Annotated in this window: 25 protein-coding genes; 10 read left to right on the top strand and 15 right to left on the bottom strand. The window is 60.7% G+C overall.

What is annotated here, in order from left to right:
• Window positions 1-79: 79 nt before the first annotated feature.
• From H8K11_06865 to H8K11_06850, 4 genes are read left to right on the top strand one after another with little or no spacing between them, the layout of a single operon-like run.
• Window positions 80-508 carry a response regulator gene (locus tag H8K11_06865; protein ID MCS6263466.1) on the top strand — a complete coding sequence of 143 codons (429 nt, stop codon included), beginning with the start codon at window positions 80-82 and terminating at the stop codon, window positions 506-508.
• A complete protein-coding gene (locus H8K11_06860) occupies window positions 502-3771 on the top strand; it encodes an efflux RND transporter permease subunit (protein MCS6263465.1) in 3270 nt (1089 codons plus the stop codon). The genes H8K11_06865 and H8K11_06860 overlap by 7 nt, the downstream gene beginning before the upstream one ends.
• On the top strand, window positions 3771-5069 hold the full coding sequence (locus tag H8K11_06855; protein MCS6263464.1) for an efflux RND transporter periplasmic adaptor subunit: 1299 nt from the start codon (window positions 3771-3773) through the stop codon (window positions 5067-5069). Before H8K11_06860 ends, H8K11_06855 begins: the two co-directional genes overlap by 1 nt.
• Window positions 5066-6484 (top strand): TolC family protein, encoded by a 1419-nt coding sequence (locus H8K11_06850; protein MCS6263463.1) that lies wholly within the window; start codon window positions 5066-5068, stop codon window positions 6482-6484. Before H8K11_06855 ends, H8K11_06850 begins: the two co-directional genes overlap by 4 nt.
• A gap of 122 nt (window positions 6485-6606) precedes the next feature.
• Here H8K11_06850 and H8K11_06845 read toward each other — a convergent pair whose 3' ends face one another.
• From H8K11_06845 to H8K11_06795, 11 genes are all read right to left on the bottom strand, one after another.
• Complete coding sequence (locus H8K11_06845) at window positions 6607-7263, bottom strand: hypothetical protein (protein MCS6263462.1); 657 nt, start codon at window positions 7261-7263, stop codon at window positions 6607-6609.
• Window positions 7264-7362: 99 nt separating this feature from the next.
• Window positions 7363-7872 carry a peptidylprolyl isomerase gene (locus H8K11_06840; GenBank protein ID MCS6263461.1) on the bottom strand — a complete coding sequence of 170 codons (510 nt, stop codon included), beginning with the start codon at window positions 7870-7872 and terminating at the stop codon, window positions 7363-7365.
• A gap of 17 nt (window positions 7873-7889) precedes the next feature.
• A complete protein-coding gene (locus tag H8K11_06835) occupies window positions 7890-8966 on the bottom strand; it encodes a hypothetical protein (protein ID MCS6263460.1) in 1077 nt (358 codons plus the stop codon).
• A gap of 35 nt (window positions 8967-9001) precedes the next feature.
• Window positions 9002-9772 (bottom strand): twin-arginine translocase subunit TatC, encoded by a 771-nt coding sequence (gene tatC, locus H8K11_06830; protein MCS6263459.1) that lies wholly within the window; start codon window positions 9770-9772, stop codon window positions 9002-9004.
• Between the two features lie 103 nt (window positions 9773-9875).
• Window positions 9876-10091: a YdcH family protein gene (locus H8K11_06825; protein MCS6263458.1), complete on the bottom strand. Its 216-nt coding sequence runs from the start codon at window positions 10089-10091 to the stop codon at window positions 9876-9878.
• A 67-nt stretch (window positions 10092-10158) separates the two neighbouring features.
• Entirely contained in the window at window positions 10159-10659 is a 501-nt protein-coding gene (rimI, locus tag H8K11_06820) for a ribosomal protein S18-alanine N-acetyltransferase (GenBank protein MCS6263457.1), read from the bottom strand.
• 27 nt (window positions 10660-10686) lie between these two features.
• Entirely contained in the window at window positions 10687-11511 is an 825-nt protein-coding gene (gene tsaB, locus H8K11_06815; GenBank protein MCS6263456.1) for a tRNA (adenosine(37)-N6)-threonylcarbamoyltransferase complex dimerization subunit type 1 TsaB, read from the bottom strand.
• Window positions 11508-12392: a hypothetical protein gene (locus H8K11_06810; GenBank protein MCS6263455.1), complete on the bottom strand. Its 885-nt coding sequence runs from the start codon at window positions 12390-12392 to the stop codon at window positions 11508-11510. Before H8K11_06810 ends, tsaB begins: the two co-directional genes overlap by 4 nt.
• Window positions 12376-13737, bottom strand: coding sequence for a DNA repair protein RadA (radA, locus tag H8K11_06805; GenBank protein MCS6263454.1), 1362 nt, complete (start codon window positions 13735-13737; stop codon window positions 12376-12378). Before radA ends, H8K11_06810 begins: the two co-directional genes overlap by 17 nt.
• 227 nt (window positions 13738-13964) lie before the next feature.
• Complete coding sequence (locus H8K11_06800) at window positions 13965-14783, bottom strand: RNA methyltransferase (GenBank protein ID MCS6263453.1); 819 nt, start codon at window positions 14781-14783, stop codon at window positions 13965-13967.
• Between the two features lie 68 nt (window positions 14784-14851).
• The gene (locus H8K11_06795; protein ID MCS6263452.1) at window positions 14852-15193 is read right to left on the bottom strand and encodes a hypothetical protein; all 342 of its coding nucleotides are present in this window, start codon (window positions 15191-15193) and stop codon (window positions 14852-14854) included.
• A gap of 175 nt (window positions 15194-15368) precedes the next feature.
• Between H8K11_06795 and H8K11_06790 the strand changes: the two genes are divergently transcribed.
• On the top strand, window positions 15369-15839 hold the full coding sequence (locus H8K11_06790; protein ID MCS6263451.1) for a helix-turn-helix domain-containing protein: 471 nt from the start codon (window positions 15369-15371) through the stop codon (window positions 15837-15839).
• 60 nt (window positions 15840-15899) lie between these two features.
• Here H8K11_06790 and H8K11_06785 read toward each other — a convergent pair whose 3' ends face one another.
• Together H8K11_06785 and H8K11_06780 are read right to left on the bottom strand one after the other, a co-directional pair.
• The gene (locus H8K11_06785; protein MCS6263450.1) at window positions 15900-17885 is read right to left on the bottom strand and encodes an oligopeptide transporter, OPT family; all 1986 of its coding nucleotides are present in this window, start codon (window positions 17883-17885) and stop codon (window positions 15900-15902) included.
• Between the two features lie 7 nt (window positions 17886-17892).
• Window positions 17893-19089, bottom strand: coding sequence for a class I SAM-dependent rRNA methyltransferase (locus H8K11_06780; protein MCS6263449.1), 1197 nt, complete (start codon window positions 19087-19089; stop codon window positions 17893-17895).
• A gap of 222 nt (window positions 19090-19311) precedes the next feature.
• Between H8K11_06780 and H8K11_06775 the strand changes: the two genes are divergently transcribed.
• The 5 genes from H8K11_06775 (at window position 19312) to H8K11_06755 (ending at window position 25282) form a co-directional block, all read left to right on the top strand.
• Window positions 19312-20964, top strand: a complete 1653-nt coding sequence (locus H8K11_06775) for an alpha-keto acid decarboxylase family protein (protein MCS6263448.1) — start codon at window positions 19312-19314, stop codon at window positions 20962-20964.
• A gap of 193 nt (window positions 20965-21157) precedes the next feature.
• A complete protein-coding gene (locus H8K11_06770; protein ID MCS6263447.1) occupies window positions 21158-22120 on the top strand; it encodes a hypothetical protein in 963 nt (320 codons plus the stop codon).
• On the top strand, window positions 22077-23372 hold the full coding sequence (locus H8K11_06765; GenBank protein MCS6263446.1) for a hypothetical protein: 1296 nt from the start codon (window positions 22077-22079) through the stop codon (window positions 23370-23372). Before H8K11_06770 ends, H8K11_06765 begins: the two co-directional genes overlap by 44 nt.
• A 130-nt stretch (window positions 23373-23502) precedes the next feature.
• The gene (locus H8K11_06760; GenBank protein MCS6263445.1) at window positions 23503-24735 is read left to right on the top strand and encodes a glycosyl transferase; all 1233 of its coding nucleotides are present in this window, start codon (window positions 23503-23505) and stop codon (window positions 24733-24735) included.
• 202 nt (window positions 24736-24937) lie between these two features.
• Window positions 24938-25282 carry a hypothetical protein gene (locus tag H8K11_06755; GenBank protein ID MCS6263444.1) on the top strand — a complete coding sequence of 115 codons (345 nt, stop codon included), beginning with the start codon at window positions 24938-24940 and terminating at the stop codon, window positions 25280-25282.
• Between the two features lie 181 nt (window positions 25283-25463).
• Here H8K11_06755 and H8K11_06750 read toward each other — a convergent pair whose 3' ends face one another.
• On the bottom strand, window positions 25464-25667 hold the full coding sequence (locus H8K11_06750; GenBank protein ID MCS6263443.1) for a hypothetical protein: 204 nt from the start codon (window positions 25665-25667) through the stop codon (window positions 25464-25466).
• A 6-nt stretch (window positions 25668-25673) separates the two neighbouring features.
• A complete protein-coding gene (gene proC / locus H8K11_06745; GenBank protein MCS6263442.1) occupies window positions 25674-26504 on the bottom strand; it encodes a pyrroline-5-carboxylate reductase in 831 nt (276 codons plus the stop codon).
• Between the last annotated feature and the right edge of the window lie 26 nt (window positions 26505-26530).

Raw genomic sequence — 26530 nt, 5'->3', positions numbered from 1 at the left:
TCTGAAATGACTGCATAGAGAGTTGCTCCGGCACGGCTCCTGCTCTGTGCTGCTTCAGAAGTAACCGGATGTATACGCGATGCCCTCATCTATCCTGCTCATCGACGACAGCCCCGGCGAATGTGAACTCTTTCGCCAGGCCCTGACGCAGTCCGGATACAAGGGTCGCTTGGAGATCACCGATGGCAGCCGTGCGGCAATGACCTATCTCAACGATCACGTACCCAGCGATGAACCGGGCTTGATCCTGCTCGACCTCAAATTACAGGGAGAACGCGGGGTGGATGTGCTGAAACGCCTGAAGCAGGATGCGCGATTGGCGCCCATTCCAGTGGTGATTCTCACCAGCTCCGACGACGCCATGGATGTGCGGGCCTGCTACCAGGCCGGAGCCAACGGCTACGTGGTCAAGCCGGGACAATTCGATGATCTGGTGAGCCTCTCCCTGCACCTCTGGAAATTCTGGCTGGAACACAACTGTACAAGACGGATGGCCACCTCATGCTGACGCGCGCCGCCCTCAAAAATCCCTACGCCGTCTTTGCGATCTGCATGATCGCGCTGATCCTGGGCGCCGTGTCCTATCAGAAAATGCGCGTGGACATCTTTCCCGAGATCAAGCTGCCGTCGATTCTCGTCACCACCTTCTATCGCGGCTTGAGCCCCAGCGAAATGGAGGGAGCGATCACGCTCAAGATGGAGCAGCGCTTCGTCGAGGCGAGTTACGTCGAGCACATCGAATCCCAATCGCTCTCGGGGATGAGTTACATCAAAGTCTTCTTTCAGCCGGACTACGGGATCGATTCGGCCCAGTCGGAACTGACCAGCCTGGCCTACAGCATCATTCGCCTGCTGCCGCCCGGCGTCTATCCGCCCTCCGTCTATAAGTTCGGTGTGTCGAGTCTGCCGGTGGGCTACCTCTCCATCTCCAGCGACACGCTCGGCCCCAAGGAAATCCGCGACCTGGCCTACTTCAACGTGCGCCAGCAGATCGCCACCATCCCGGGCATTTCCTTCGGCCCGCCGTTGGGCGGCAAGGTCCGACAGATCACCGTGTTCCTCGACCAGCAACGGCTACTCGCGCGCGGCGTCTCTCCCTCCGAGGTGGTGAATGCACTGAATGCGCAGAGCGCCATTATTCCCGCCGGCGACATCAAGATCGGGGACCTCGACTACTACGTCTACTCCAACAGTCTCGTGGACGTGGTGGACAAGATCAACGACATCCCCATCAAGATCGTGAACGGCACGCCGGTGTTGATCCGCGACATCGGCACCGCCGCCGACAGCGCCGCGGTGCAGACCTCGATCGTGCGGGTGAACGGCCGCGAGGCGACCTATATTCCGATCACCAGGCAGGAAGGCGCCAACACGCTGGAAGTCACCGACGGCATTCGCGCGAAACTGTCGAAGCTCACGGAGATTCCAGCGGGCACGACCGTCAAGTTTCTCTACGACCAGTCGCTGTACATCCGCCAGGCCATCGCGAATCTCCAAAAAGAGGGACTCCTGGGCGCCGGACTGGCCGGCCTCATGATTTTCATTTTCCTGGCCAGCGTGAAGGCAGCGCTCGTGGTCGGACTGGCCATTCCCCTCTCTCTGACCGCCGCGCTGGTCGCGCTCTACCTGACCGGCCAAAGCGTGAACTTGATGACGCTGGGCGGACTCGCCCTGGTCATCGGCACCCTGCTGGACAACAACATCGTGGTGCAGGAGAACCTGCATCGGCATTTGGAAATGGGCAAGGACGGACGTTCGGCAGCCGAGGACAGCGCCATGGAGCTGACGCTGCCGATCCTGGTGGCCACGATCTGCATCCTCATCGTCTACCTGCCGATCATGTTTTTTACCGGCATCGTGAAGTATCTCTTCGTGCCGCTGGCGATGACCGTCGCCTTCGCCATGTTGGCCGACTATGTCGTCTCCATGTCGGTGACGCCGGTCGTGTTGGCCTGGCTCTACCAGGCGGGGCACGCCAAGTCTTCCGAACATGAGGCGTCGGCCGACGAGGGGTGGTTCCGGTATGTGCTTGCGATCTACGAACCGCTGCTCACCGCCGGTGTACGGTTCAAGCCCGTCGTGATCGGCTTGGCTGCACTCGCCCTGGTCGCGACCGCGGTCTTCCTGCTGCCCCGTCTCCACACCGAGTTCTTCCCCAAGGTCGATGCGGGCAATTTCACCATGCTGGTGATGGCGCCGGAAGGATCACGGATCGAAAAGACCACGGCCATCGTGGGTCAAATCGAGCAACTCGTGCACGATACGATTCCCAAGGGCGATCTGGAAGAAGTGATCTCGAACACGGGTCTTTACTTCGGCGATGCGGCGCGCTTCGCTCCGAACACCGGAAACCATACGGCCTTCGTGCTGGTAAACCTGGTGACCGGACATCAGGGTCACACGGAAGACTACATCGCGGACCTTCGCAAGAAGTTCAAGTCTTCGCTGCCCGGTGTCGAGATCGCCTTTCAAACCGGCGGTATCATCAGCGATGTGTTGAACTTCGGCCTCAAGGCTCCGATCGACATCCAGGTCAAAGGCCCCAGTCTCGAGGTCATCCGGCCGGTCGCGGAGCAGATCCAGCAACGGATCGCGCAAGTGCCTAACACGGTCGATGTGCGAATCAAGCAGGGCAAGAGTTATCCCGAGCTGCATATCGATGTGGATCGCACCAAAGCCGCGTACTACGGCATCAACCAGAATCGCGTGGTCGTCGATGTCATCACCGGCATCAGCTCCAACCTGGCCCTCTCCCCCAACTACTGGCTGGATCCCAAGACCGCAAACGGCTATTTCCTGCTGGCCCAGTATCCGGAGCAATCGCTCACGACGACGGAAGATCTGTTGAACATTCCCATCATCGGCGCGCGCACACCGCTGCTGCCGACGGCCAGCCTCACTGGCGGCGGTATGCAAGGCTCCACGCTGGCGCTGCAGAATACGCCGTTTGCCGGACGGCAAATGGACATGGCCAGCGGGTATTACGCCACGGGAGACGACCGGCGCGGACCGCCGGTCATGTTGCGGGATGTGGCATCCCTGAAATTCAAAACCGGCCCGGATTCAGTGGACCACTATGATCTCTCGCGCTTGATCAACGTGTTGGTGACACCGGTCGGAAACGATCTCGGCCATGTGGCCAAAGACATTGAAACGGCCCTGGCCGGCGTGCCCCTGCCCAAGGACGTGACGGTACAACTGCGCGGCGAAGTGGCCAACATGCGCGGCGCAATCCAAAACTTCGCGCTGGCCCTGCCCCTCGCCGTGGTGCTGATCTATCTGGTCATGGTGGCGTTGTTCCGGTCGTTCATCGATCCCCTCATCATCCTGGTGGCGGTTCCGCTGGGATGGATCGGCACGGTCTTGACGTTGCATCTCACCAACACGTCCGTGAACGTCGAGTCGATGATCGGAACGCTGATGATGATGGGCATCGTGGTGTCGAACAGTATTCTGCTGGTCGACTTTGCCAATCGTATGGTCCGTCATGGAGCCACGGCCGAACATGCCGTGCTCGAGGCGGGACGGCGACGCATTCGTCCGATCCTCATGACGGCCCTTGCGACGATTCTCGGCCTGCTGCCGCTGGCCCTCGGCTTCGGCGAAGGCAATGAAACCATGGTGCCCCTGGCTCGCGCGGTGGTCGGCGGGTTGGCGGTCAGCACGATCATGACGTTGTTGGTGGTCCCCATCATGCACTCACTCGTACTTATCCGCCGGGAACGTCCCCCTGTGTCTTCGACCGCGCCCGCGACTCTGGAGGAAATCTGATGACCGAACAGGTAGTCCCGCCCCCGCTCGTCAAACGCCCCAACCGTACGCCGCTCTGGATTGGAACGGCCGTGCTGCTCATCCTGACGATCGGCGGCTATCTCTATTGGCAGGGAGACGAACCGGCTACCCCCTCGGCTACAGCAAGACCGGCTGCGACGGCGCAATCGGAACCGCCCTCCGGCCCGACGCCTTCGGAACTGGACTCCACACCGGTCGATGTGCAGGTCACCAAGCCGACCCGACGAGACCTGGTCTATACGGTGAAACTACCGGCCAATGTGTCGCCGCTTTATCAAACCACGCTCTACGCCAAAGTCGCCGGCTATCTGAAATGGATCGGCCCGGACAAGGGCGACGCGGTGAAGAAGAACGAAGTGGTCGCCGTGATCGATGCGCCGGAGGTGGAAGAGCAGTATCAGCAGGCCGTGTCGGATTACAAAATCAAGAAGCTGACCTACGAGCGGCTGGCCAAGGTCTGGAAGGAATCGCCGGACGTGATCGCCAAACAGGACGTGGACGTGGCCGAGGCCGCGTACCAAGGCGCCCGACACCTGATGGAGCAGCGGGTCGTTATGCGGGACTACACCAAAGTCCGCGCACCCTACAACGGCATCGTCACCGCGCGCTTCGCCGATCCCGGCTCCTTAATTCAGATCGCCACCTCCTCAGCCACCAGCGCGATTCCGCTGTTTACGATCATGGACCTCAGCACCGTCCGCGTCTATGCGAACGTCCCGCAAGACGACAGCCCCTGGGTCGTGCCCGGCAAAACCAGCGCAACCGTGAAGGTCACGGAGCTGCCCAACCGGTCGTTCAGCGGTGTCGTCACCCGCTCCACCCTGGCGCTTGATCCCGCGACGCGAAGCCTGCTCGTCGAGATCGATTTGCCCAACACAGACCATGCGCTCCGGCCCGGCACCTTTGCCGAAGTGGCGCTCGGGTTGCGGGAAATCCCGCAGGCTCTCGTCGTTCCGCCGCAGGCGGTCATCAGCACACCCAAAGGCAAGTCGGTCTTCATCATCGAAGAGAGCAAGGCCAAATCGGTCCCCGTGCAGACCGGCATCAGCGACGGCCGCTGGATCGAAATCACCTCCGGTTTGCAGGGCCACGAAGAAGTCGTCGCGGTCGGAAAACGCCGCCTGCTGGACGGCATGCCGGTCCAGGCTTCGCCGTTCAATCTGCCTGAAGCCAAACCGTCCCAACAGAAATTCGAGCGTCGCGTTCCCGGTGGCACTCCCCCGCCGCCGACCTCCGCACCGAACGGGGCCTCGCAGAAACAGGGAGAACGCCCATGAGTCGCTTGTTGCCCCATACCACCCTCCTGACGCTGGCGACGTTGGCATTGACCGCGCTGTTGGTCTCCGCCTCGCGCGCCGCGGACCCAGAGCAGCCCCTGACGCTGCCTCACGGCAGTTTTCTGGGCGTACAGCGCGCCGTCGATATAGCAGTAAAAAACCACCCCATGCTGCTCGAAGGCGCGGCGAACTTGAAAGCCTCGGAGGCCCGCACCGAACAGGCCCGCTCCCTCTACTACCCGCAGGTCTATGCGAACGCCAACACGGTGGCGGGCGCCGGGGTGAGCAACCCGCGTTTCCTGGTCGGCGGTGGATTACTTCGAGAAAACCAGACCACCTTCACCGGTGGCGTCATCGCCAATCAACGCATCTACGACTTCGGCTACACGAGCAATCTGGTGGAGTCGAGCAAACTGGCCGAACGCGCGCAGGGACAGGATGTCAGTGCCCGCCGTGCCCTGGTGTTGCTGTATGTGCAACGGGCCTATCTGAATAGTCTCAAGCGGCGGCGACTGGTCCAGATTGCGGAAGAAACCGTCCGGGAACGCGGGATCATCGCCGGGCAGATCGAGACCCTCTACCGCCAACAACTGAAATCGAAGCTCGACTTCGATCTGGCGCATGTGGAGCTGGTCAATGCGCAATCGCTCCTGGTGCGCAGCCGCAACGATTTGAAAGCCAGCTTTGCCGACTTGAACCGGACCATGGGCATTGCCGGAGCCGACGACTACGTCCTCGAAGACATTTCCGTGGAGGTGCGTCCGCAGAAGACGCTGGAAAGCCTGATCAACGAAAGCCTGTCGCATCCGGAAGTGAAACGCGCGAAGGAGCAAACCGCGTCAGCCGATGCGCGACTCACCGCGACCAAACGCCAGTACCTGCCGACGGTCTCGGCGATCGCCAGCGGCGGGACCTTCGATCCCTTCGATGCCCGCCAGAACCAGCAGACCGGCGGCTGGTGGATGGCCGGCGCGATGGTGTCGATGCCTCTGTTCACCGGATTTTTGATCGAAAATCAAGTCGTGGAGGCGAACGCCAATCGTCAGGCCGCCTCCGCCGCCACCAGCAATATCGAACAGGCGCTGACGCAACAGGTGACCAACGCCTATCTCGACACCCTGACCTTCGCCCAACAGATCACCCTGGCGGAAGAACAGGTGAAAACCGCGCAAGAGGCGTTGCAGCTTTCGAAACAGCGCTACAAACTGGGGTTGGGCACGGTGGTGGAAGTGACACAATCGGAAGTGGCGGTGACCGCGGCGCAAACCCGGTTGGCAGAAACCCAATTCGACTACAAGATCGCGGAAGTCACGCTGGCCTACACGTCTCAGGGCGACGACACCGGGCGCGCGCTTTTATTGAGTCGCGCCAGCCCCCCTTCACCGGATGCAGTGGGCCCGCACCCGGCCAATTAGCAGGCGCTCCGACCGAAGCATGCTCGCCGTTCGTGAAGCGCCGTTCGTATCTCGTGTCGCCGGCGATCGACTCGTTTGAAACAATGGACGAGAGACGCGTCACGAACGACGCGGGTTTCAGTTTACACCGGTTGGCCGGGGAAGACTCGAGCGAGGTCGATCACCAGTTCGTCCTTGGAGTTGGCAAGAAGCCAGTCCCAGATGCTGGTACTCTGGATTACCATGGCCTGGTCGAGATCAAAAAACAGGTCGAAGCCTTTGGAGACGATGGGGTTCATCGGATAGCGTCGATCGTAAATCATGCCGTAGGCCGGAATACCGTAGACGGTCTGCCAATTCCCCAAAATAAAATGTAGTTCAGTCCCCCTCACGTAGAGCCCGCCTGACGTGATGATCCGCTTGACCGACGTCTGCGGCTGACTCAGATAGTAGGTGACCCGTTCATTCTCCCGCGCCAGGCGTAATGCTTCGACCAACTGCGGGACCAGAATCGCGATCTCCCCGTCCCGAAACATCGGCAACCGGATCGAGTCCCCGGAAATCCAGCGCTGGATCGAAGCCCGGTGCTCCTGCACCGTAAGACCCATCAGCACGCGACGCACCTGGTCGTGAGAGAACTGGGCCGGATGTGTGAAATGACCAGGCGGCCATTCCGGAAGCACATTGGCATCCAACTCCAAGCGGACAAAATTGACGGGATCTTCGTAGACGGTCCGCGAGGGGACCTGGGGGATGGCGCACCCCGCAGCGGCCAAGGCCGCTGCGGCAAACACCGTCATCCGTGAAACGTGAAACGCGAACCGCCGGCCGACCCGCCCCTCTCTCTTTGAGTTTCCCCTCTTCACGTTGTACGTGTTACTTTTTACGTTTCGCGACCATCACTCGGTAATAGTGACGGTCATTTCGACGCGCTCCAGCGGATTATCCCGCCCGTCGCGCTTGGAGCCGACCACTTTGTCGACCACGTCCAGTCCGCTCTGCACTTCACCGAAGACCGTATACTGCCAGTCCAGAAAGTTGGCATCGTTGACGCAGATAAAAAACTGCGAGCCCGCGCTGTCCGGATCGTTGGCGCGCGCCATGGACAGGGTGCCCCGCTTGTGCGGCTTGCTGTTGAACTCCGCTTTCACGTTGTGGCCTGGACCACCCATTCCATGCGATGCCCGGTCCGGATTCTTGCTGTTGGGATCGCCGCCCTGAATCATGAACCCGGGGATCACCCGGTGAAACGTCGTGCCGTTGTAGAAGCCCTTTTTCGCCAGATCCACGAAGTTCTTCACGTGATTGGGCGCCACGTCGGGGAAGAGACGCAACACGATCTCGCCCCATGGTTCGTTCTTGGATGTGACAGAAATGGTCGCGACCGGTGAACCTGCTTGTGCCGTCATCTCGTATCCTTTCCTACTCAGTTAAACTTGAAGGGTGCTACACTTTCCCCTTCCAATCCCTGGCTGACCGCCGTCCAGGTGACGCCATCGTCATCGCTGCGAAAGACCCCCGAACTGGTGCCGGCGTAGAAGCCCCCTTTTTCACCTTCGATCAACACCTGCACCGACAGATTGCTGAGCCCCTTGTTCAAGGGAACCCATTGCCGCCCCTTGTCGACGGTCTTGAAGATTCCCCGACCTGTGGCGACATACACGCCGCGCTCGTTGCTGATCAGTCCGCGGATCGAATCGTTCGGCAGGGCACGGCTGATCGGCAACCAGGTCTTGCCCGCATCGCTGCTGCGAAAGACCCCGCCGTCGAACGTGCCGGCATAGACGCCCTGTTCCTTATCCACGGCCAGCACCCGGATAAAATTCTCCACGAGCCCTTCATGATCCTTGAGTCCCTGCCGGAGACGTGTCCATCCCGGCGTCCGCTCTTTCAAACTATGCACGCCCTTGCCGGATGTGCCGGCGTAGAGGGTCCCGTCGTCGGTCCGGGCCAGCGCGTGCACCAGAATCTCATCCAAACCGGTGGACACGACCTTCCAGTGATCCTGCGCGGCATTCAACAGATAGACGCCGTCGCCGGTGCCGGCGTAGAGCCCCTTGGCATCCATCATCAGGGCTTTGATCTCCAGACGCTTGAGGCCCTTGTTGACCGGCTGCCAGCTCTTGCCTCCGTCACGCGACCGGAAGACGCCGCCACGAAACGTCCCTGCGTAAATCGCGCCGTCCTTGCCGGTGGTGAGACAGAGCACGAACGGATCGGTCAGTCCCTGGTTGGCCGAGGTCCAGGACCCGCCACGATCGGCGCTGCGAAAAATGCCCATGCCGAAGGAACCGGCATAAATGACTCCTCCGGAGCCGGCTGCAAGGGCCTGAATACTCGTATTGCCGATATCGGCGGAGGCGCCCGGGTCCTGTCCCGGATGCCCCTGCTCCAGATTCAACGGAGCCCCGCCCTCGCTCCCGCCCGGAAAGGATGCCGCTTGCGCAACCCCTTGCAGACCGCCGAGTGTAACCACCGTCAACACCAGCATATGACGCAGCATAGAATGATCATCCTTCCAAAAGTGTGAGCGCCGGATTACCGGACGCGATGACCGGCCGTGCCGATGGGTATATCAGGATCGAGCGGCAGATTCATGTCGGGAGCCGGCCCTGCGGCCCGCCCGAAGATCTTGGCCCCGATGATCCCGATCTCATAGAGTACCATGAGCGGGACCGCCATCAGCAACATGGTAAACAGCGTGGCGTCCGGGGTCACGATGGCCGAAATGATCAATGCCGCCATGATGGCATGTTTGCGATAGTGCGCCAGCACCGCGGCCGAGACGACCCCCACTCGGGACAACAGGGTCAACACCAGCGGCAATTCAAAAGCGCAGCCGAAGATCAGAAGAAATTTGACGTTGAAGTCGATATAGGTCCCTACACCGAGCGCGGGGGTGATGTCGCGATCCATACCGAAGCTGACGAAGAAGTCGATGACGAGCGGCAGAATGACGAGGTTACAAAAGACCAGGCCGAGCGCAAACAGAAACGCCGCCAGCAGGAACAAGGGAATCGCCCAGCGTTGCTCCTTGGGGAGCAACGCCGGTTCGATAAACCTCCAGCACTGGTAAAACACCATGGGCAGGCTGAGGATGATGCCCGCCAGAAACGACACTTTGATGGACGCAAACAGCGCTTCCGTCGGCCCGTAAAACACCAGTTGATTGGGAAACGGGCGATTGAGCCAGGCGACCATCTCGGAGGAGTAGGCAAACGCCGTGGCGAACGCGACCGCCAAGGTCACCACGATGATCAGCAGCCGCTTCTTGAGCGACTGAATATGGGCGGCCAGTGGTGCGAGCATTGCCTGTCTGAATCAACGACCCGTCCCTCCGTGCGTTCGGCTCACACACCGGCTCGATGCAAGCAGCGGCGGGTGCGACCGGGACGGAAAACGGGGATCTTCGCTAACGCGACGATCGAATGAATTCGGCTATTTTGTCTTTGGTGGCCAGCTTCTCTTTTTGCAACTGCTTCTTCAGCACTTCTTCCGCCGGCGTGAGCACATGCCGCTTCTGTAAATCGGCTAATTCAGCATCGAGGCGATGGTGAGATTCTTCAAGCGCACGGAATTCTGTGTTGGATTGCCGCAACCGTTCAGTGATCGCCGTCTCCGTCTGCATGTCGCACCTCCTGGTTGACTACATACGTTCGTGGATGACTGTCCTGTGCCCGGCTCCCGGAATCGCCCTACACCCGCTCGCACAAGGGGCCTAACTGGAGCGGTGCCAGTTCCATCAGCAGCGCATCTTCGTCAGGGTTCACATAGTACCGCGCTCGCCTGGCGGTCTGCCGAAACCCCAACCGATGATAGAGGGTCAACGCCTCCTGATTCGAGGCCCGCACCTCCAGCATCGCCCGGCTGGCACCACGCTCCAACCCGGCCCGCAAGGCCGTACAAACCAACCGACTCGCCACACCCTGACGTCGAAACGGGGCGAGCACCGCCAGATTCATCAACCGCAATTCCTCGAACACGATCCAAAAACAAAAATACCCGGCAATCACGGAGGTTCCAGCCCGGGGGTCAGGACACTTCGCGATGAGGAACTGCGCAAATTGATTACCGGACAACTCGGCTGCCAACATTTTGCGCGTCCAGGGGGCAGAGAAGCAAGCCTGTTCGATGGCGAAGACCTCGTCGAGGACCTCAGCGGTCGCCGGTTCAATCAACACGGAATCTGACGCCATGTCCGATCCCATTCCCAATTCCTTTGCCTACTTCTGCGCCCGCGGATCGGCATCATTTTGAGCACGTTTCCGGCGGCCCTGCGCCAGCTTGCCGGCAACCCGCTGCCGACGCCGTTCGAGCGCCGACACCCCCTGCTGTTCGTCGAATTTTACTTCCGCTTCGGTGCGTTGAACATAGCGGGGAACCAGCTCCGGCCCGGCAACCTGTCCTGCCTCCAGGCACTGTCTCCCCGCGAGACCGACACTCACGGCCGAAGGACGCTGTTGCTCCGGCCTGACTTCCTGCACTCGCCCGCCGACCGCTTCAACCGCCGCCCGGATGCCTTTCTCATAGGCTTGCCAGCCGTCGCCGAACAACGTACAAGCTTTGGCCCCTTGTAACGCCCGGGCCACCGAAGCAGGAGGGCCCACCTGCTCGGCGATATGAGTGTGCAGACCCGTTCCCGGCCGCCACTCGTAGGCAGCCCAGTACACTTCATTGTGCCGACTCTTCAGGACCGGCACCAACAAGCCCTTCACATCGCGCAAATTCCAAGCCATCGCTTCCAAAGTCGGGACCGTTACGATGGGAGTGCCCAACACGGCACGAAATCCCAACATGGTGGCAAGCCCCACACGCAGGCCAGTGAACGAACCGGGCCCGATCGACACGGCCAACCCTTGGAGATCCTTCAACGACAGTCCGGCCCCGCGTAACAGACGATCAATCGCGCCCATCAACGAACGCGCGTGCGATCCGTCGGCATCCTGTTCGAGCAGGGCCAGCACCTGCTCATCCCGAAGCAGCGCGACACTTTGCCAAGCCGTGGCCGTATCGATCGCCAGCACATGCCGGGCCGGTTTCGTCTTCATACCCGCCCAAGCTCGCCTGGCTTGATCGGTTCGTTCGGCACCAATTCATGAAACGTGACCTGCAAGCTTCCCGACCCTTGCCCATCGGTCATCCGAATCGCGAATGGACGCATGATGCGTTTGTCGGCTGTAGGCGCCTGGCCGTTCACCGCCGATACGGCCTCGACCCCACCGCCGACCACGCGGTAGTCGTCGAATTGCATCGTCGCTTCGACGTCACCGGACGGCGACAGACGCTCTTCCTGCACGACCAGCAGATTCCGACGATCGAACCAGATCCGCCTGGCCATGAACGGAGCCGTGCCATTCAGGCCCGGCGCGGTCATCACATCGAGTCGATACCGGCTGCCGTCTTCCGTCAATCGTACCGACTCGTCAGGCCCCACCACCTGGGTCCCGATGATCCCGCTCATCGCCCAGACGCTCAGTTGAAAGGGGCGCGTCAGTTGGCCGAGTTGATCCGCCTCAGAGGGACGGCCGATCACCTCACGTCCCATGGTCGGTAGCCGGAGCTTGAATTGATCGTCTATCTGCACAAACTCGAAAATTTCGCTGCCCACCGCAGAGAAGCCGCGCAACCGGATGGCGTCGGGACGTTGATAGAACACCGTACCTTGCACACGCTGGCCGATCGGCAGGATGCCGCCGGTAATCTTTGCGCTGAAGAGCCCCTTGATTGTCCGAACCTCGCCTGCCTGTTCCTGCAGGAGTGCCGTCAACTGCTCCGCCGTCGCCTGTTTGAGCTGGATGGTCTCAGACGGACCGAAGAGCGCGCAGCCGGAGAGTACCGAGAGACACAACAGCACGACAACCGTACCGAGCGAGGCAGTCTTGCGTTTCACCTCTACCGTTTCACCTTTTGCTTCACGCCAGTACTGCATCCAACGCGTCTCCGACTTCATGAATGCCGATCAACTCAATGCCTTCGACCGGTTCCAGCTTGGCGACGTTTCGCTCCGGTAAAAGACAGCGTTTGAATCCCATTTTGGCGGCTTCGCGAATCCGCAACTCGGCCTGGCTGATCGCCCGGACTTCACCACCCAGTCCGACTTCGCCCATCACCAGCGTCGTGAAATCGATTGGACTCTCCCGCAAACTCGACGTGACGGCGGCGACAATGCCCAGATCAATGGCCGGTTCGTCGATGTGGATCCCGCCGACCACATTCACATACACGTCCTGCCCCGAAAGGTGCATGCCCAATCGTTTCTCCATCACGGCCAACAGCAACGACAGGCGATTCGGCTCCACACCATTGGCCATGCGCTTGGGCATGGGATAATTGGTCCCCGAGACCAACGCCTGCAGTTCCACCAGGATCGGCCGCGTCCCTTCCAGGCTGGACACCACCACCGAGCCGGTGCTGCGTTGCGGCCGCTCGGCGAGAAACAATTCGGAGGGGTTACTGACTTCCTCCAAGCCGCCATCCTTCATTTCAAAGACGCCGATCTCGTTCGTCGATCCGAAGCGATTTTTTACCGCTCGCAGAATCCGGAAACTGTGGCTCTTATCCCCTTCGAAATACAGTACCGTATCGACGATGTGTTCCAGCAAGCGCGGTCCGGCGATGGCGCCTTCCTTCGTGACATGCCCGATGATGAACACCGGCACGTTGCTGCGCTTGGCAAACCACATCAGCTGCCCGGCCACTTCCTGCACCTGGCTGATGCTGCCCGGCGCCGAGGTGAGCTGCTCGGTGTAGACCGTCTGAATCGAATCCACCACCACAGCCGCCGGCTGGATTTCCTGGATGGCTTTGAGGATCTGTTCGAGACTGGTCTCCCCGAGAATCAGCAGATGTTTGCCATCGATGCCCAGACGTTGCCCCCGCATCTTGATCTGCCGGGGAGACTCCTCCCCGGAGACGTACAGAACCTGCTCGCCCGGCGCGGCCAGCAGCGGCAAGGCCTGCAACAGTAAGGTCGTCTTGCCGATGCCGGGATCGCCGCCGATCAGCATCACGGAACCGGGGACCACACCACCACCCAACACGCGGTCAAACTCCCCCATGCCCGTGCTGTGTCTTGGCTCCCCCACGATTTCGATATCGGAGATCGGCGTCGCCACGGCCATGGCTGTTTTGGGCATACCCTGGCGACCTTTCGGGGCGGCCGGCAATCGCTCTTCCTTGAGCGTATTCCAGCCTCCACAATCGGGGCAGCGCCCAAGCCATCGCAGCGCCTGATGACCGCAGGCCTGGCAATGAAATGTCGTCTTCGCCTTCATCCCTATTCGCTCCACCTCAAGGTCACAGATCTCAAGGCATCGTAAATGAAACAGCAGAGAAAAAGGAAGGAGGCGATGGGCGCATGAATGGGGAGATCCGCATGAAGTGCTGGTGAAATCCTACGTCTATCAGCGCAGCAATCAATTGGAAGCAGCAAGAGGATGAAAGGGAAGACCAGGAGGAATACCGGGATGAAACAGAAGCTCGGCACACAGATCGTTCGGCGTCAGGCTTTCCCGCCCTCAACCGGCAATCCTGACAATTGGAAGAGTGCGATGGCTGTAGCCGCCGCGGCATTGAGGGATTCCACCCCCGGTTTCAACGGGATGGTAAATCGAACGGTGGCGGCGTCCAGAACCGGTTCAGACAGGCCCCGACTCTCGCTCCCGATCGCCAGCACCGTTCGCGCAGGAATACTCCGAATCGCCCGGATGGGCACGCAGCCCTCACTGGTTCCGGCGTCGGCGGCCATGATCACGCAATCCAGGTTCTGCAATTCTTCTAGACTGGTATGGGGAAAGATCGGCAGCTGAAACAACGCGCCGGCGGTCGCCCGCACGACTTTTGGATTGAACACATCGACGGAGTGGGGTGCCAGCCACAAGGCACTCACATTGAGTCCCGCCGCAGTTCGAATGATCGTCCCCATATTCGTCGGGTCCTGGAGCATGTCCCCGTAGAGGCCGAAGATTTTCGGTTGCGCCAGTATGGCCGATTGGTTCCAGGTCGGCTGATGAACGATGGCCAGCACGCCGCTGGAGGTTTCGACATCGGACAATTGGGTCAGCTGGTGCTCCGGACAGCTGTGAACAGTACATCCGCTGCTGACAATCTGCTGCGCGATGTCCGGCGGCTGCCGCTCCAGAAACGTGGGGGTGACGACAAGGCAGACGATGTGTTGAGGAGCCGACTGCAACAATTCAAGGATCGGCTTGGTGCCCTCAAGCACGAAGACCCGTTCGCGGTCACGCGTACGCTTCGTCTTGACGACATCCCGTATGTGGGAGAGAAAGTTGCGGGAAACGGTGCGAGGTGAGAAGGTCAACAGTTACCCAGGGTCGGCGACACTGCGGGGAGGCCTGACTGACTCAGCAAGGCCTCCCCGACATCGACCTATTTGCGTTTTTTGCCGGAAGCCGCTTCCGCCGCGCGAATGCGTTGCGCACGAACCTTCGCTCGCTTGAGCGCCGACAGCTTGCCACGGGTCCGGTCCCGCTCGGCCTTCAATCGCTCCAGCTGGGCACGCAGGTGCACGCGCTCTTCCTTGTAAATATTGGCACATTCAGCAGGTGACAGGTTCGTCCAGTCTCCCGTTCCACGCGCCCGCTTGATTCGAGCTTCCAACGATTCACGCAGTAGCTTCTCGCGCATCGACATCAATGACTGCAAGGCTTCCTGCCGCCGCTGGACTTCTTCCTCTTCGGCCATAATGCCGCGAATGTCGGTTCCTAACATCGGCTGATCCTCCTCGCTCGAGACAACAATTAGAACGCCTCATTCTACCCGATTTGAGCGGCTTTGTTCTACCTAGGAGAATGGATCGTAACGCATTGATGTTACAAGCAAGTATTAGATCGGCCTCGAAAATGGGCCGTTGCAGACCCGGAAAGGGATGCAGTAAGATCCGTCCATGCCGAACGTCGGAACTCTTATTCGCGCCTGGCGGATCTCGCAAAAGTGCTCCGAGCAGGCGCTTGCAGAACGAGCCGGAATCGCAGCCTCGGTACTGGAAACGCTGGAATCGGAACAGGCCGATCCTCAGGCCTCCACCCTGGAAGCGTTGGCCGGCGCACTCAAGATTCCCCTTCCCTGGCTCTTTATCCACCCCACGGATTTAGACCTGCTGTGTAAAGACGATGACGATGAACCGGCCCCCCTGTCCACATTAACCGGAGCCGACCCCGTCCTGGAGCGAATTCTCGTGGCAGCCGGACATGACCGGTCGCTCTACGTCCTCCTGACGGCGCTCATGCAAAGCGGCGACCCCAAACTCCTGCGCGCCGCAGAGGTGAGCCTGCGAAGCCTTGTGAAACAATCCAAGCAGGCGACGGTACCCTGGCAATCACGGCCACCAGGACATTTCGAACCACCCAGCGATTAGCGCCCCCATCGGCGACTACCGCTACACCGTCCCACACCATCAGTGTCGATGAACAGTCGCTCACTCCTTTTGAGCGGATGCAGCCGACCGCGCCGCGTGCACCAACCGGAACCCCACCACAATCAGTGCCGCAAGCCCCGGCCATCCACCCAGCGGAGGCTCGGCAACCAATTGAAACGGATCTCCCGAGAGTGACGGCCAGATCGAACTGAGGGCAATGGGAAGCGCCAGCAGGATCCCGACCAGCGCTTCACCTGTGACTAAACCAGCGGCGCACAGCAGACCTCGATCTTCCGTCATAACATCGGAAGATTTCCCGGCAACCCGTACATACTCAGCCAGCAGGCCCCCGAACAAAATCGTGGCCGACAGCTTGAGCGGCAGATACATACCAAGCGCCACCGCCAGGACAGGAAAACGAAGGGCCGCGTTCCGTCGTGCCTGCCGCATATCGAGACCGATCACCATCATCCCCAGCACCATCCCCACGCCCAACAGGTGCCAGGGTAAAGAACCGCCGAACACTCCATTGGCAAGATTAGCCATCAGCGTGGCCTGCGGCGCCGTGAGGGGATGGGGATGGGCGGCCGTCACTTCACCGATCCCATATTTGGCCTGCAGCAGCGACAACACCGGCACAATCACGACCGCCCCCGTTGCCACCCCAATGACCTGCATTACCTGTTGCTTCCACGGGGTCGCACCGACGACGTGCCCGGTTTTCAGATCCTGAAGATTGTCGCCGCCCATCGCCGCGGCGCAGCAGACGACCGCCCCCACCAGCAGGGCCGCAGCCGGACCGGCCGGATTGCCCTTCCCGAAAATCCCCAGCAGAAGCAATGACGCGAGCATGATGGTGGCGATCGTCACACCGGACACTGGATTGCTTGAGCTGCCGACGAGGCCGGCCATGTATCCGGCCACAGCCGAGAACAGAAACGCCGTCACAACCATGAGCAGAGTCAATCCGACGCCGCCCCACAGATTGTGATTCAACAGGCCTTGATACAACAGCACCATGGGAACCAGCGCGGCCACCGTCAGCCCGATCAGCCAGACCACTCCTGCGTCCCGCTCCGTGCGCAGAAGTTCCGATTGCCCATCAGATTGGTTGCGAGCGCCGTACAGCGCCAGGAGTTGACGCAGACTCTGCCAAATCGGGCCGCGTACCTGAAACAGGGTCCAGACTCCACCCACCAGCATAGCCCCGATGCCGATGTAGCGAATCTGCCCGCTCCACGTCGCTTTCGCCGCCGCCACGCCGATTAATCCCTCCGGCGAACCGATGATCGCCTGGTACAGCGGCAGTAGCACCAGCCAGCCGATCGCCCCCCCGAAAAAGACGACCACTGCGGTGTTGAGACCGATGATGTATCCGACTGCCACCAAGGCCGGTGACAGGTTCAGCCCTCCGTAGAAGGTCGAACGCCCCAGTTGGAACGCCCCTTCGAGCGACTCGCTCCAGAGCTTCAACCCTCCCTCGGCAAACTTGAAGCCGCCGCCCAGCGCCGCAGCGCCCAAGAGCAGACGAACCCGGCCACCGGTCCCGGCGTCCGACGAGGCCCCGACCTTCAGCACCTCTGCCGTCGCGACCCCTTCCGGAAATCGCAGCCTGGCGTGAATGATCAGGACGCGGCGCAGGGGAATGGTGAACAACACCCCCAGCACCCCGCCGACGAGCGACACCGTGAACGTCTGCCAATAGTCGAAGGTGGTCCAATAGCCGATCAGGACCAGCCCCGGAATGGTAAAGATCACCCCGGCCGCCAACGCTTCGCCTGAGGAGGCGGCGGTTTGCACGATATTGTTTTCGAGAATATTCGACTGACGGAAGAGACGCAGCACCGCCATGGAGACGACGGCGGCTGGAATAGACGCGGACACCGTCATGCCGGCAAACAGGCCCAGATAGGCGTTGGCTCCGGCCAGCACGGCGGCCAGCAGAATCGACAAGACGACCGCTTTCAGTGTGATTTCCGGCAGCGTGACCGAGGCGGGAACGAGCGGCGCGTCTACCGGCTCCGTTGGCGCATCCTGCTCGCGCATCATCCCCTCAGAACACCTGCACGAGGTAGCATTTGAGATAGCGCGTTTCCGGCATGCCGGCGAGCACCGGATGGTCCGGACCCTGTCCACGTTGTTCAAGGAGCCTGATCTGCCGGCGGGCATCCCGAGCGGCCGCCTGCAGCATCTTCCAGAAGTCCTCGTCCGTGATCGGCTGCGAGCAAGAACAGGTCACCAGCACGCCCCCCGGCTGAAGCAGACGAAGGCCGCGCAAATTCACTTCCTTGTACCCGGCGATGGCATGCGGCACCGCCTTCTTGCTACGGGCAAAGGCCGGCGGGTCGAGAATGACCAGGTCGTACCGTTGGCCGTTGCGTTCCAACAGCCGAAGTTCCTCAAACGCATCGGCCTGGCGATAGCGACAACGAGCCGCCACCTGGTTCTGCTCCGCATGCGCCTGTGCCAACGCTACGGCCGCCGCGCTCACATCCAACCCCTCCACCGACTGCGCTCCGGCCAGCGCAGCCTGTATGCCGAACCCACCGGTGTGACAAAAGGCTTCCAACACCGTTTTCCCTTTTGCGAAGAGAGCGGCGGCGATCCGGTTTTCGCGTTGATCGCAGAACCAGCCGGTCTTCTGCCCCTCCGCAAAATCCACCGTAAACTGAGCCTTCCCCTCGTGAATGTTCACCGTCGTGGCCCCCTCACCGCGCAGATACCCTTTCGACAACGGCAGTCCTTCCAGCGTCCGGCTCTTGGCATCATTGCGGAGATACACCGTCTTGACCCCCGCTTCCTGCACCAGCAACTCGCCCAACAGTTCCTTCCGCAGATCCATGCCATACCCCAGTGTCTGCATCACTGCCACATCCGCAAACCGGTCCACGACCAGGCCCGGCAACAGATCGCTCTCGCCGTGCACGAGGCGGCAGGCCGTGGCATGGGGCGCGACCGTCCGGCGAAGGGCCGCTGCAGCACGGAGGCGCGCGGCAAAAAACTCGTCGTCGATCGGCTCCTCCTGAAACGTGATCATGCGGATGCGGATCTTGGAATGGGGGTTGAAGAGGCCGCGGCCGAAAAACCGGTTTTGATGGGTGTACACATCGACGAGATCCCCGGCAGCCGGTGTACCCAGCACGTCGGCCACATTGCTGTCGAACACCCACAGGTGCCCGTAGTAACGCGGCCCTTCACGTTCGGCGGTCAGTCGGACTTTCGCAGTAGAACCGGTCACAAGCTGTGTCATGGTAATGGTTACGTCCCGTATAAGCGGTTTGATTCGACGGTGATGAAATGGCTCACGAGGGTGCCTGAAATCATCCCGCGAAGCAACCGGACAGTGGGCGGGCAGCATGCCGATGTGACGATCGCTCCTGTGCTTGACCTTCGCTACCACCTATGGTTTGCTGCAGGAAGACGGGCGGACCATACGCAGATTCACGACCTCTCACTCGACAGCCGAGGCACCATGACCACACAGACGATCGGAACAGCAGTCCTGGACCGGCTCCACCGGCTCGGAGTCCGGCACATGTTCGGCATCCCCGGCGACTATGTCCTCGGCCTTTATAAATTGATGGAATCTTCGCCTATCCAGCACGTGGCCACCACGCGGGAAGACTGCGCGGGGTTTGCGGCCGACGCCTATGCGCGCATCAACGGCATCGGCGCTCTCTGCGTCACCTACTGTGTCGGCGGACTCAATACCGTCAACGCCATCGCCTGCGCCTACGCGGAGCGGTCTCCCGTCGTGCTGTTGACCGGTTCACCCGGATTGTCGGAGCGCGCCCGTAACCCCTACCTGCACCACATGGTGCGCGAGTTTTCGACGCAGCGGGAAGTGTTCGAAAAAATGACCGTGGCGGCCGTGAGCCTGGAAGACCCCGTCACCGCCGAACGTGAGATGGATCGCGCCTTCGCGGCCCTGTTGCGGTATCGCCGCCCGATCTATCTCGAAATTCCGCGCGACATGGTGCACGTGCCGTTGGCCCAGACGTCTCATAAGCCTCAGACCCAGGGCGAACCGACCGATCGGGCAGCGCTGAGCGAAGCGCTGAATGAGGTCCGCAGCATGTTGGAGTCGGCCAAGCGTCCGGTGATTCTAGCGGGCGCCGAGGTGGGCCGCTTCGGACTCCATGACGAATTGACGAGCCTGGTCGAGCGCCTGAATGTGCCGATCGCCTCGACGCTCCTCGGCAAGTCCATCATCCGCGAAGACCATCCGCTGTATGTCGGCGTCTACAGCGGACTCGTCGCACGCGATGAAGTGAAGGAATTCGTCAATCAGACCGATTGCCTGCTCATCCTGGGCTCCATCCTATCCGACGTGGAAGACCTGGATGCGCACAGCGCCCTCTTTTCCGACGGCCATACCATCCACGCCACGGCCGATCGTGTCGCCATTAAGCATCACCGGTATGACTCGATTCTGTTCGAGGATTTCGTGAAGGGACTGGCCGCGGCCTCACTGCCTTCGTTTCCAACCCCGCAATTACCGGCGCCATACAAGCCCGAAGATCCCATGCCGCCGGCGCAGGCGTCCGTCAGTCTGCAGGGAGTGTTTCGTCACCTCGATACCGTGCTCCATGAGAAAACCCTCGTCATTGCCGACGTGGGTGAATCCCTCTTCGCTTCCGTCGATCTCCACGTGCACCGACGCTTCGAATTTCTCTCCCCCGCCTACTACACGTCGATGGGATTCGCGGTTCCGGCCGCCATCGGCGCAGGTTTCGCCGACCCGTCGTTGCGGCCGATCGTGCTGGTGGGAGACGGCGCGTTTCAAATGACCGGATCGGAGCTCTCGACTGCCGTGCGCTACAAACAAGCACCGGTCGTGATCGTCCTGAACAACCACGGCTATTCGACCGAGCGCGAAATTCTGGAAGGCCCCTTCAATGACATTCACGAATGGCGCTATGAACGGATCTGCGAACTGATCGGCGGCGGTCAGGGCTCCCTGGTGGCCACCCACGGAGAATTCGTGCAGACCCTGGCCAAGGCACTCGCGGATCCCAGCCAGCCCTATGTCATCAATGTATTGCTCGATCCGGCCGACCGCTCGCCGGCCATGATGCGGCTGGCGCGGCGACTGGCAAAGCGGCTCTCGACGGACCGCCCCTAACCCCAGCGCGTATCACGATCCTGTTGCTCCGCAGGCCCTCTGACGGGAGGGCCTCGCACCCCACATCCAGACACCTGTTTCACGCTGATACAGTGCGGAGTTGCGGCCGTCCTACCCATTGACCCTCCGTAGACAAATATGGTCTTCTAGAGGCGTACTTGTCGAATTGTCATTTGACGGGGAATTCGCCACTATGTCGACGAAGTTGCCGGATGGAAAGACCATGCGAGACGGTCAGATCTTCTCTGCACGACTGAACAATGTCGTCACCACGGAACGAGAGTTCGACGAGTTGGTCGCCAAGTCGCTGCCGGAATTGTTGGATCGCGCCACGGGTCAAACCAAGCGCTTTCTCCGTGAAACCAATCAATGGGGCGATGACATCACGCATGAGAAGCTGGCGCTTCGCTGGGGGTATGAGCTGGTGGAACGGTTTGTGGTCTTCGGTCGCACCGAAGTGCCCTGCCGCCCCTTCTTCCTCCTGGACAGCCTGATCGCCAAATCGTTCAGTCAGCCGGACCCGCTCTGCTATCACAAGGAGCTCCTGACGCCGGTGGGACGGTTTCTCGATGGGCTGGCCTCTCGCGCTGTGGTCAGCCGCGACGCCCTGATCGCCCTGTTCTATCACTTCTATGGGTTCAGTCAGGCCCATGTGGTGAAATTGTTAGGGTTCGGACAGGCCGAAAGCCAGCGTGTCTATAAGAACTTCGAGCGGTGGCGCCAAACGGGGTGGCAACGCACGATGAACGAAACCGGGTTGAGTGGATCGGAAATCGAGGTGCTGGAGCAGGAATTACGCACCAGACCAGACCACCTGAACCATGAAGTGGACCGGCTGATGCCGGTCTTGCAGTCACACTATCGAAAGAGCGAACCGGAGCACTACCCCTGCTTGTCTGAACAGAAGTGGGGTCAACTATTTCACGATGACTACGGCCACGACTACCGCGTCTGGCATTTGGCCTTTTGCCGCGATTGCTTCCTGGAAGTCGCAGATCGCCGGCAAGCCGAAGTCAGCAGCGGGTTGAAGCCGCAGGTCAATCTCCATATACATCCGCTGAAAAAGGGAGGCGTCTTGGCTCTCTTTGGAGGGGATCGGGGGGGACGGCACCATGGAAACACCAGAGCTCAACGACTATCGCGCACATCTGCTTGACGCCCTGGACGATCAGCCGCGGCGCGCGGGTGAAGAACGTCCTGAATTCCTGCAGGTACTGGTCAACCACGAACGCGTCGGGACGCTGAATTGTGCCCACACCGATCCGTCCTTCGCCTACACGGCCCGCGAGCGGAGTATTCAACACATCGAGATCCGGAACGAGTCCGGTGTGCTGGTCGGAGGGTGCGTCGCTCCCGAAGCCGGCCAGAAAAGTGTGTGCGTCCCAATCGGCAAGGGCAGCGTCGCCATTCAGGTCCAGAACCATTTCGACGGCGGATCGCTCAAGCTCCAGTACGCAGCCGCCCCCGGCTGGTGGTCGAACCTGGCGTCGTCGATCGGACTCGCCTCAGCAACATCCTCGCCCGCCGCAACCAGAACTCCCGTCTGGACCATGACGACAGCCTTCGCGCAAATCGTGCTGGCCGTGGGAGTCGTGGCGCTATTGGCTGAACGGGTCCCGAACTGGATCAACGCCGAAGACCGGGCGCATCAACTTGAAGAAGAGCTGGCCGCCAGACAATCCACGCAAGAGCAGATCGATCGCGTGCACCAGCAACTGGCACAACTGGTTGAAGCACAGGCCGCAGCCGTCGCCGTGTCCCGGTCGGAACAGGACCGGATCGCCCAGCTGAATGCCCTCCTCGATACCGTCGCCCATGCGCAGCAGAAGCTCAACACACAAGTCGTCTCGGTACAGGAAGACCTCAAAACGGTCAAAACCGATGTCGCCCAGGAAGTCGAAACCGGCCTGCGCGTCGCGGTGAATGCCGTGGAAGCCGACCGCGACCTCGTGCGGCAGGATCTGAAGTCGATCAAGACGGTCAATGAAACTCTGATCAAACAGGTCGCGCTCTTGGAAAGCCGCAATCGGGAGTTACATGCCCGGCTGGCGCTCACCTCGCTCGAAGTCGCCAAAGCCAACGCGGCGCCTAAACCCACCGTCGTAGCCAAGGGAGACCTGCCGAAGGAAGCGCCCCTGGCGACCCCGGTCGCGGATGGCATCCGGGAGGCAGACCGTCAGGCCTTCATGTTCTGGGTCGCGTTTCAAGACGGCACGACCGAGAAGAGCATCGAGGATCTGGTCCAGGAACTGAACGGCATCAAAAAGGGACCGATGAAGTCGGGCTGGTATTCCGTTGAAGTCAACTTGCCGCATCCGGAACCTCCGGACCGCTTCCTTGAGTCTGTGAAGCGAGCCAAGATCGTGAAGTCGGTTGTGACCAGCAAGGCGATGCCTCCGGCTCAGTAGTCGCGATCTCCCCTCAGCACATTCGACCACCCGGCACGGTGGGTGTCCGTCTCCCGCGTGGAGGGCGCCTCCCTGCCGCACTGGTCATTTGCTTTCTATCATCCGCGCCACACCCGACACAGGAGGGCACATGTCGGATTTTCATCAGAACGGGCTCGTGACGGTCTTGCACCGTCTGGGCGCCTCCAATCTGGAACAACTCGAAAAGGAACTGGAACGACACGCGGCGAGCAACCCGATCGCCCTCGTCCTGCCTTCGCTGTATTCGGAACTTGAGAAGCCCGCGCTGAAGCACATTGTGCAGGTGCTGAAAGACATCCGGTACGTCAACGAAATCGTCATCTCCCTGGATCGCGCCTCGGCTCTGGAGTTCCGGCTGGCCAAACAATTCTTCTCGGTGCTGCCGCAGCGGGTCCGGATCGTCTGGAACGATGGCACGGGCATTCAGGACATCCTCAAGCTGCTGGCCCACGCGGAAATCGACACCGGGCTGCAAGGCAAGGGCCGGGGCTGTTGGATGGCCTTCGGCTATGTGTTGGCCCGTGGACAAAGCAACGTCATCGCACTCCACGACTGCGACATTCTCAGTTACAACCGGGAATATCTGGCGAGACTCTGTTATCCGATCGTCAACACCAACCTCGGCTACGAGTTCTGCAAAGGCTATTACAGCCGGGTCACGGATCGCCTCCATGGCCGGGTTACACGACTCTATTTCACCCCGCTGATTCGAAGCCTCCAACAAATCGCCGGCGCACATCCCTTGCTGACCTTTCTCGACAGCTTTCGGTATCCGCTGGCGGGAGAATTTGCCATGGTGCGGGACCTGGCATGGATTAACCGCGTGCCCGGAGACTGGGGGTTGGAAGTCGGTGTCCTCTCCGAGATCTATCGCAACTGCGCGCTCAGGCGGATTTGCCAGGCCGATATCGCCGACGCCTATGAACACAAGCATCAAGGATTGTCGGCGGATAACGCCGAACAGGGCCTTCAGAAGATGTGCGTGGACATCACGAAGTCGTTGTTCCGGAACCTCGCGAGCGAAGGAGTCGTGTTATCGGAAGCCGTGCTCAAGACCTTGCGGGCGACCTACCTGCAAGCAGCTCAGGAAGCCATCACTCGCTATCAGAATGATGCCGCCATCAACAGTCTGCAGTTTGACCGCCACGCAGAACGGATGGCCGTCGAAGTCTTTCTCAAGGGCATGAAGATCGCCACGGAAGCGTTCCTGGACGATCCGCTCGGCGTGCCGATGATCTCAAATTGGAGCCGGGTGACCGGCGCCATTCCCGATATTTTCGAACGCTTGATCGGCGCGGTCGAACGCGATCATGAGTGGGATCCCGTCGGAGACCGGGCGTAGCGAGCAAGAGATGACCCGGCGAGCCTGCACAAAGAACGTCCCTCTGCGTCTCGGGAGGTGGCAGCGATACTTCTACCTCGCCAATCATGGCCGATGAGCATCTTGCCGCCTTCCAGTCGATTGGCGTAGGATTCCGGCACAGGTTGCATCACAAAGCGCCGACAAAAGAAGCATTGGCGAGGAAACAGAAGGACGAGCAACGATGACAGACGATTACGCTCAGAGGAAGGTGCAAGTCATCAGGGAATTTCTGGCTGCCGGATATCCTGCCCCCTATATCGTGGAGGCGGTGGTCCCCCGAAGAGATCCGTTGGCTGACACGAAGTTCAAGATTATTGTGAACAACCAGGTGGAACGCACTCTCGCCGTTTGCGCCGCCGTCGTGTTGGACAGCCTCCCCACCCCGGACCAGCTGAAACAACTCCTGGTCTCGCAGGGCATTCTGGAACAGGTCAAGGCATCGACGGACTCCCGTATTTGCCATGAGGCCCTGGGAACCGACGAAGAATCACATGCGCGACCGATGAGGTCGGTGCGGGGGACCTAACAGGGTGCTTCGAAGCAGAGTGTGTCACTATCATTTCCCACCGAGGTGACTCAGCCGAGCCGCGTGGGAATTCCCCCTGCATTCCATCGTATCGCCGATGAACCCACAAAAAAGAGGCGAAGCCTGCAACCTCGCCCCCGCTTCTCGCATTTCCAGCCGTGAGCAACTGACCCGTAGAAATTTACGCTTTCGCTTTCTGCGCGAACACCGTCGCATCGCAGGCGATGTACTTAATCTGTTTCATGGGCACGATGATCACTTCCTTGGCCGAATCGACTTCCAGCACCTCCATGTCTTCGCTGATCGTGTGACGAATCGCATCCTTCACCAGTAATTCCTGATTGTCGGCAAACACGACTTTCACCCAATATTGCACGAGACGCACTCCTTGTTAGAGGTGATGGTTCTCTTCTTGTCCCAGTTCCTGCGATCTCTGCGCCGCGGCTGTCACGGCCGACATCAAGGTCGCGCGCAGCCGCCCCTGCTCAAGTCGAGACAGCCCCGCTATCGTGGTGCCGCCCGGCGAAGCCACGCGATCTTTCAACACGGCCGGATGTGTCCCCTGCTCCAGCACCATACGCGCCGCGCCGGCTACTGTCTGCGCCGCCAGCACTTGCGCGGTGGCCCTTGGCAATCCCATCAACACGCCGCCGTCGGCCAGCGCTTCGATCATGGTGAAGACGTAGGCCGGTCCGCTTCCGCTCAATCCGGTCACGGCATCCATCAACCGCTCGTCCACTACAACCACCTTGCCGACCGATTCGAAGAGGCATCGCGTCCGGTCCTGATCTTCTGACGACAACCCCGGCGCGAGGCTCACCGCCGTCACCCCTTCTCCGATGGTCGAGGGCGTGTTCGGCATGGCACGGACCACCCTGGTGGCCGTCTTGAGATGAGCCTGCAGGCGGGAGATGGGATACCCGGCTGCAACGGACATCGCGAGGGGCCGGGACTGGAGACTTGAAGCCACTTCATCCAGGACGGCGTCGAGCACCTGCGGTTCGACACAGAACACAACCAGATCCGCGCCTTGCGCCGCCGTCCGGTTGTCGGCATGGACGGCGACCCCGAATCGCTCCGCCAGCAGTTCCCGGCGATGTCCATCGGGATCGCTGACGGTGAGGTGCTCAACGGCAGCCACGCCCTTGCGCAGGAGTCCAGCCAGCAGCGCCTCGGCCATATTGCCGCCGCCGATGAACACGATTCGTGTCCCCGTCAACATGGCGCGATTATACGGACGGCTCCCCG

It is taken from the genome of Nitrospira sp. (assembly GCA_024998565.1).
Classification (GTDB): Bacteria; Nitrospirota; Nitrospiria; order Nitrospirales; family Nitrospiraceae; genus Nitrospira_A.
This window is presented reverse-complemented; position numbering and strand designations above follow the sequence as displayed.

What these genes read in the sequence shown, in the direction of transcription:
- H8K11_06795 (MCS6263452.1), bottom strand. Translation starts at nt 15,193, where the DNA reads ATGTTAGGAACCGACATTCGCGGCATTATGGCCGAAGAGGAAGAAGTC.
- H8K11_06755 (MCS6263444.1), top strand. Translation starts at nt 24,938, where the DNA reads ATGACAGACGATTACGCTCAGAGGAAGGTGCAAGTCATCAGGGAATTT.
- radA (MCS6263454.1), bottom strand. Translation starts at nt 13,737, where the DNA reads ATGAAGGCGAAGACGACATTTCATTGCCAGGCCTGCGGTCATCAGGCG.
- H8K11_06850 (MCS6263463.1), top strand. Translation starts at nt 5,066, where the DNA reads ATGAGTCGCTTGTTGCCCCATACCACCCTCCTGACGCTGGCGACGTTG.
- H8K11_06855 (MCS6263464.1), top strand. Translation starts at nt 3,771, where the DNA reads ATGACCGAACAGGTAGTCCCGCCCCCGCTCGTCAAACGCCCCAACCGT.
- H8K11_06760 (MCS6263445.1), top strand. Translation starts at nt 23,503, where the DNA reads ATGTCGGATTTTCATCAGAACGGGCTCGTGACGGTCTTGCACCGTCTG.
- H8K11_06765 (MCS6263446.1), top strand. Translation starts at nt 22,077, where the DNA reads ATGGAAACACCAGAGCTCAACGACTATCGCGCACATCTGCTTGACGCC.
- H8K11_06860 (MCS6263465.1), top strand. Translation starts at nt 502, where the DNA reads ATGCTGACGCGCGCCGCCCTCAAAAATCCCTACGCCGTCTTTGCGATC.
- tsaB (MCS6263456.1), bottom strand. Translation starts at nt 11,511, where the DNA reads ATGAAGACGAAACCGGCCCGGCATGTGCTGGCGATCGATACGGCCACG.
- H8K11_06770 (MCS6263447.1), top strand. Translation starts at nt 21,158, where the DNA reads ATGTCGACGAAGTTGCCGGATGGAAAGACCATGCGAGACGGTCAGATC.
- H8K11_06790 (MCS6263451.1), top strand. Translation starts at nt 15,369, where the DNA reads ATGCCGAACGTCGGAACTCTTATTCGCGCCTGGCGGATCTCGCAAAAG.
- H8K11_06785 (MCS6263450.1), bottom strand. Translation starts at nt 17,885, where the DNA reads ATGCGCGAGCAGGATGCGCCAACGGAGCCGGTAGACGCGCCGCTCGTT.
- tatC (MCS6263459.1), bottom strand. Translation starts at nt 9,772, where the DNA reads ATGCTCGCACCACTGGCCGCCCATATTCAGTCGCTCAAGAAGCGGCTG.
- H8K11_06845 (MCS6263462.1), bottom strand. Translation starts at nt 7,263, where the DNA reads ATGACGGTGTTTGCCGCAGCGGCCTTGGCCGCTGCGGGGTGCGCCATC.
- H8K11_06775 (MCS6263448.1), top strand. Translation starts at nt 19,312, where the DNA reads ATGACCACACAGACGATCGGAACAGCAGTCCTGGACCGGCTCCACCGG.
- H8K11_06865 (MCS6263466.1), top strand. Translation starts at nt 80, where the DNA reads ATGCCCTCATCTATCCTGCTCATCGACGACAGCCCCGGCGAATGTGAA.
- H8K11_06825 (MCS6263458.1), bottom strand. Translation starts at nt 10,091, where the DNA reads ATGCAGACGGAGACGGCGATCACTGAACGGTTGCGGCAATCCAACACA.
- H8K11_06840 (MCS6263461.1), bottom strand. Translation starts at nt 7,872, where the DNA reads ATGACGGCACAAGCAGGTTCACCGGTCGCGACCATTTCTGTCACATCC.
- H8K11_06780 (MCS6263449.1), bottom strand. Translation starts at nt 19,089, where the DNA reads ATGACACAGCTTGTGACCGGTTCTACTGCGAAAGTCCGACTGACCGCC.
- proC (MCS6263442.1), bottom strand. Translation starts at nt 26,504, where the DNA reads ATGTTGACGGGGACACGAATCGTGTTCATCGGCGGCGGCAATATGGCC.
- rimI (MCS6263457.1), bottom strand. Translation starts at nt 10,659, where the DNA reads ATGGCGTCAGATTCCGTGTTGATTGAACCGGCGACCGCTGAGGTCCTC.
- H8K11_06835 (MCS6263460.1), bottom strand. Translation starts at nt 8,966, where the DNA reads ATGCTGCGTCATATGCTGGTGTTGACGGTGGTTACACTCGGCGGTCTG.
- H8K11_06810 (MCS6263455.1), bottom strand. Translation starts at nt 12,392, where the DNA reads ATGCAGTACTGGCGTGAAGCAAAAGGTGAAACGGTAGAGGTGAAACGC.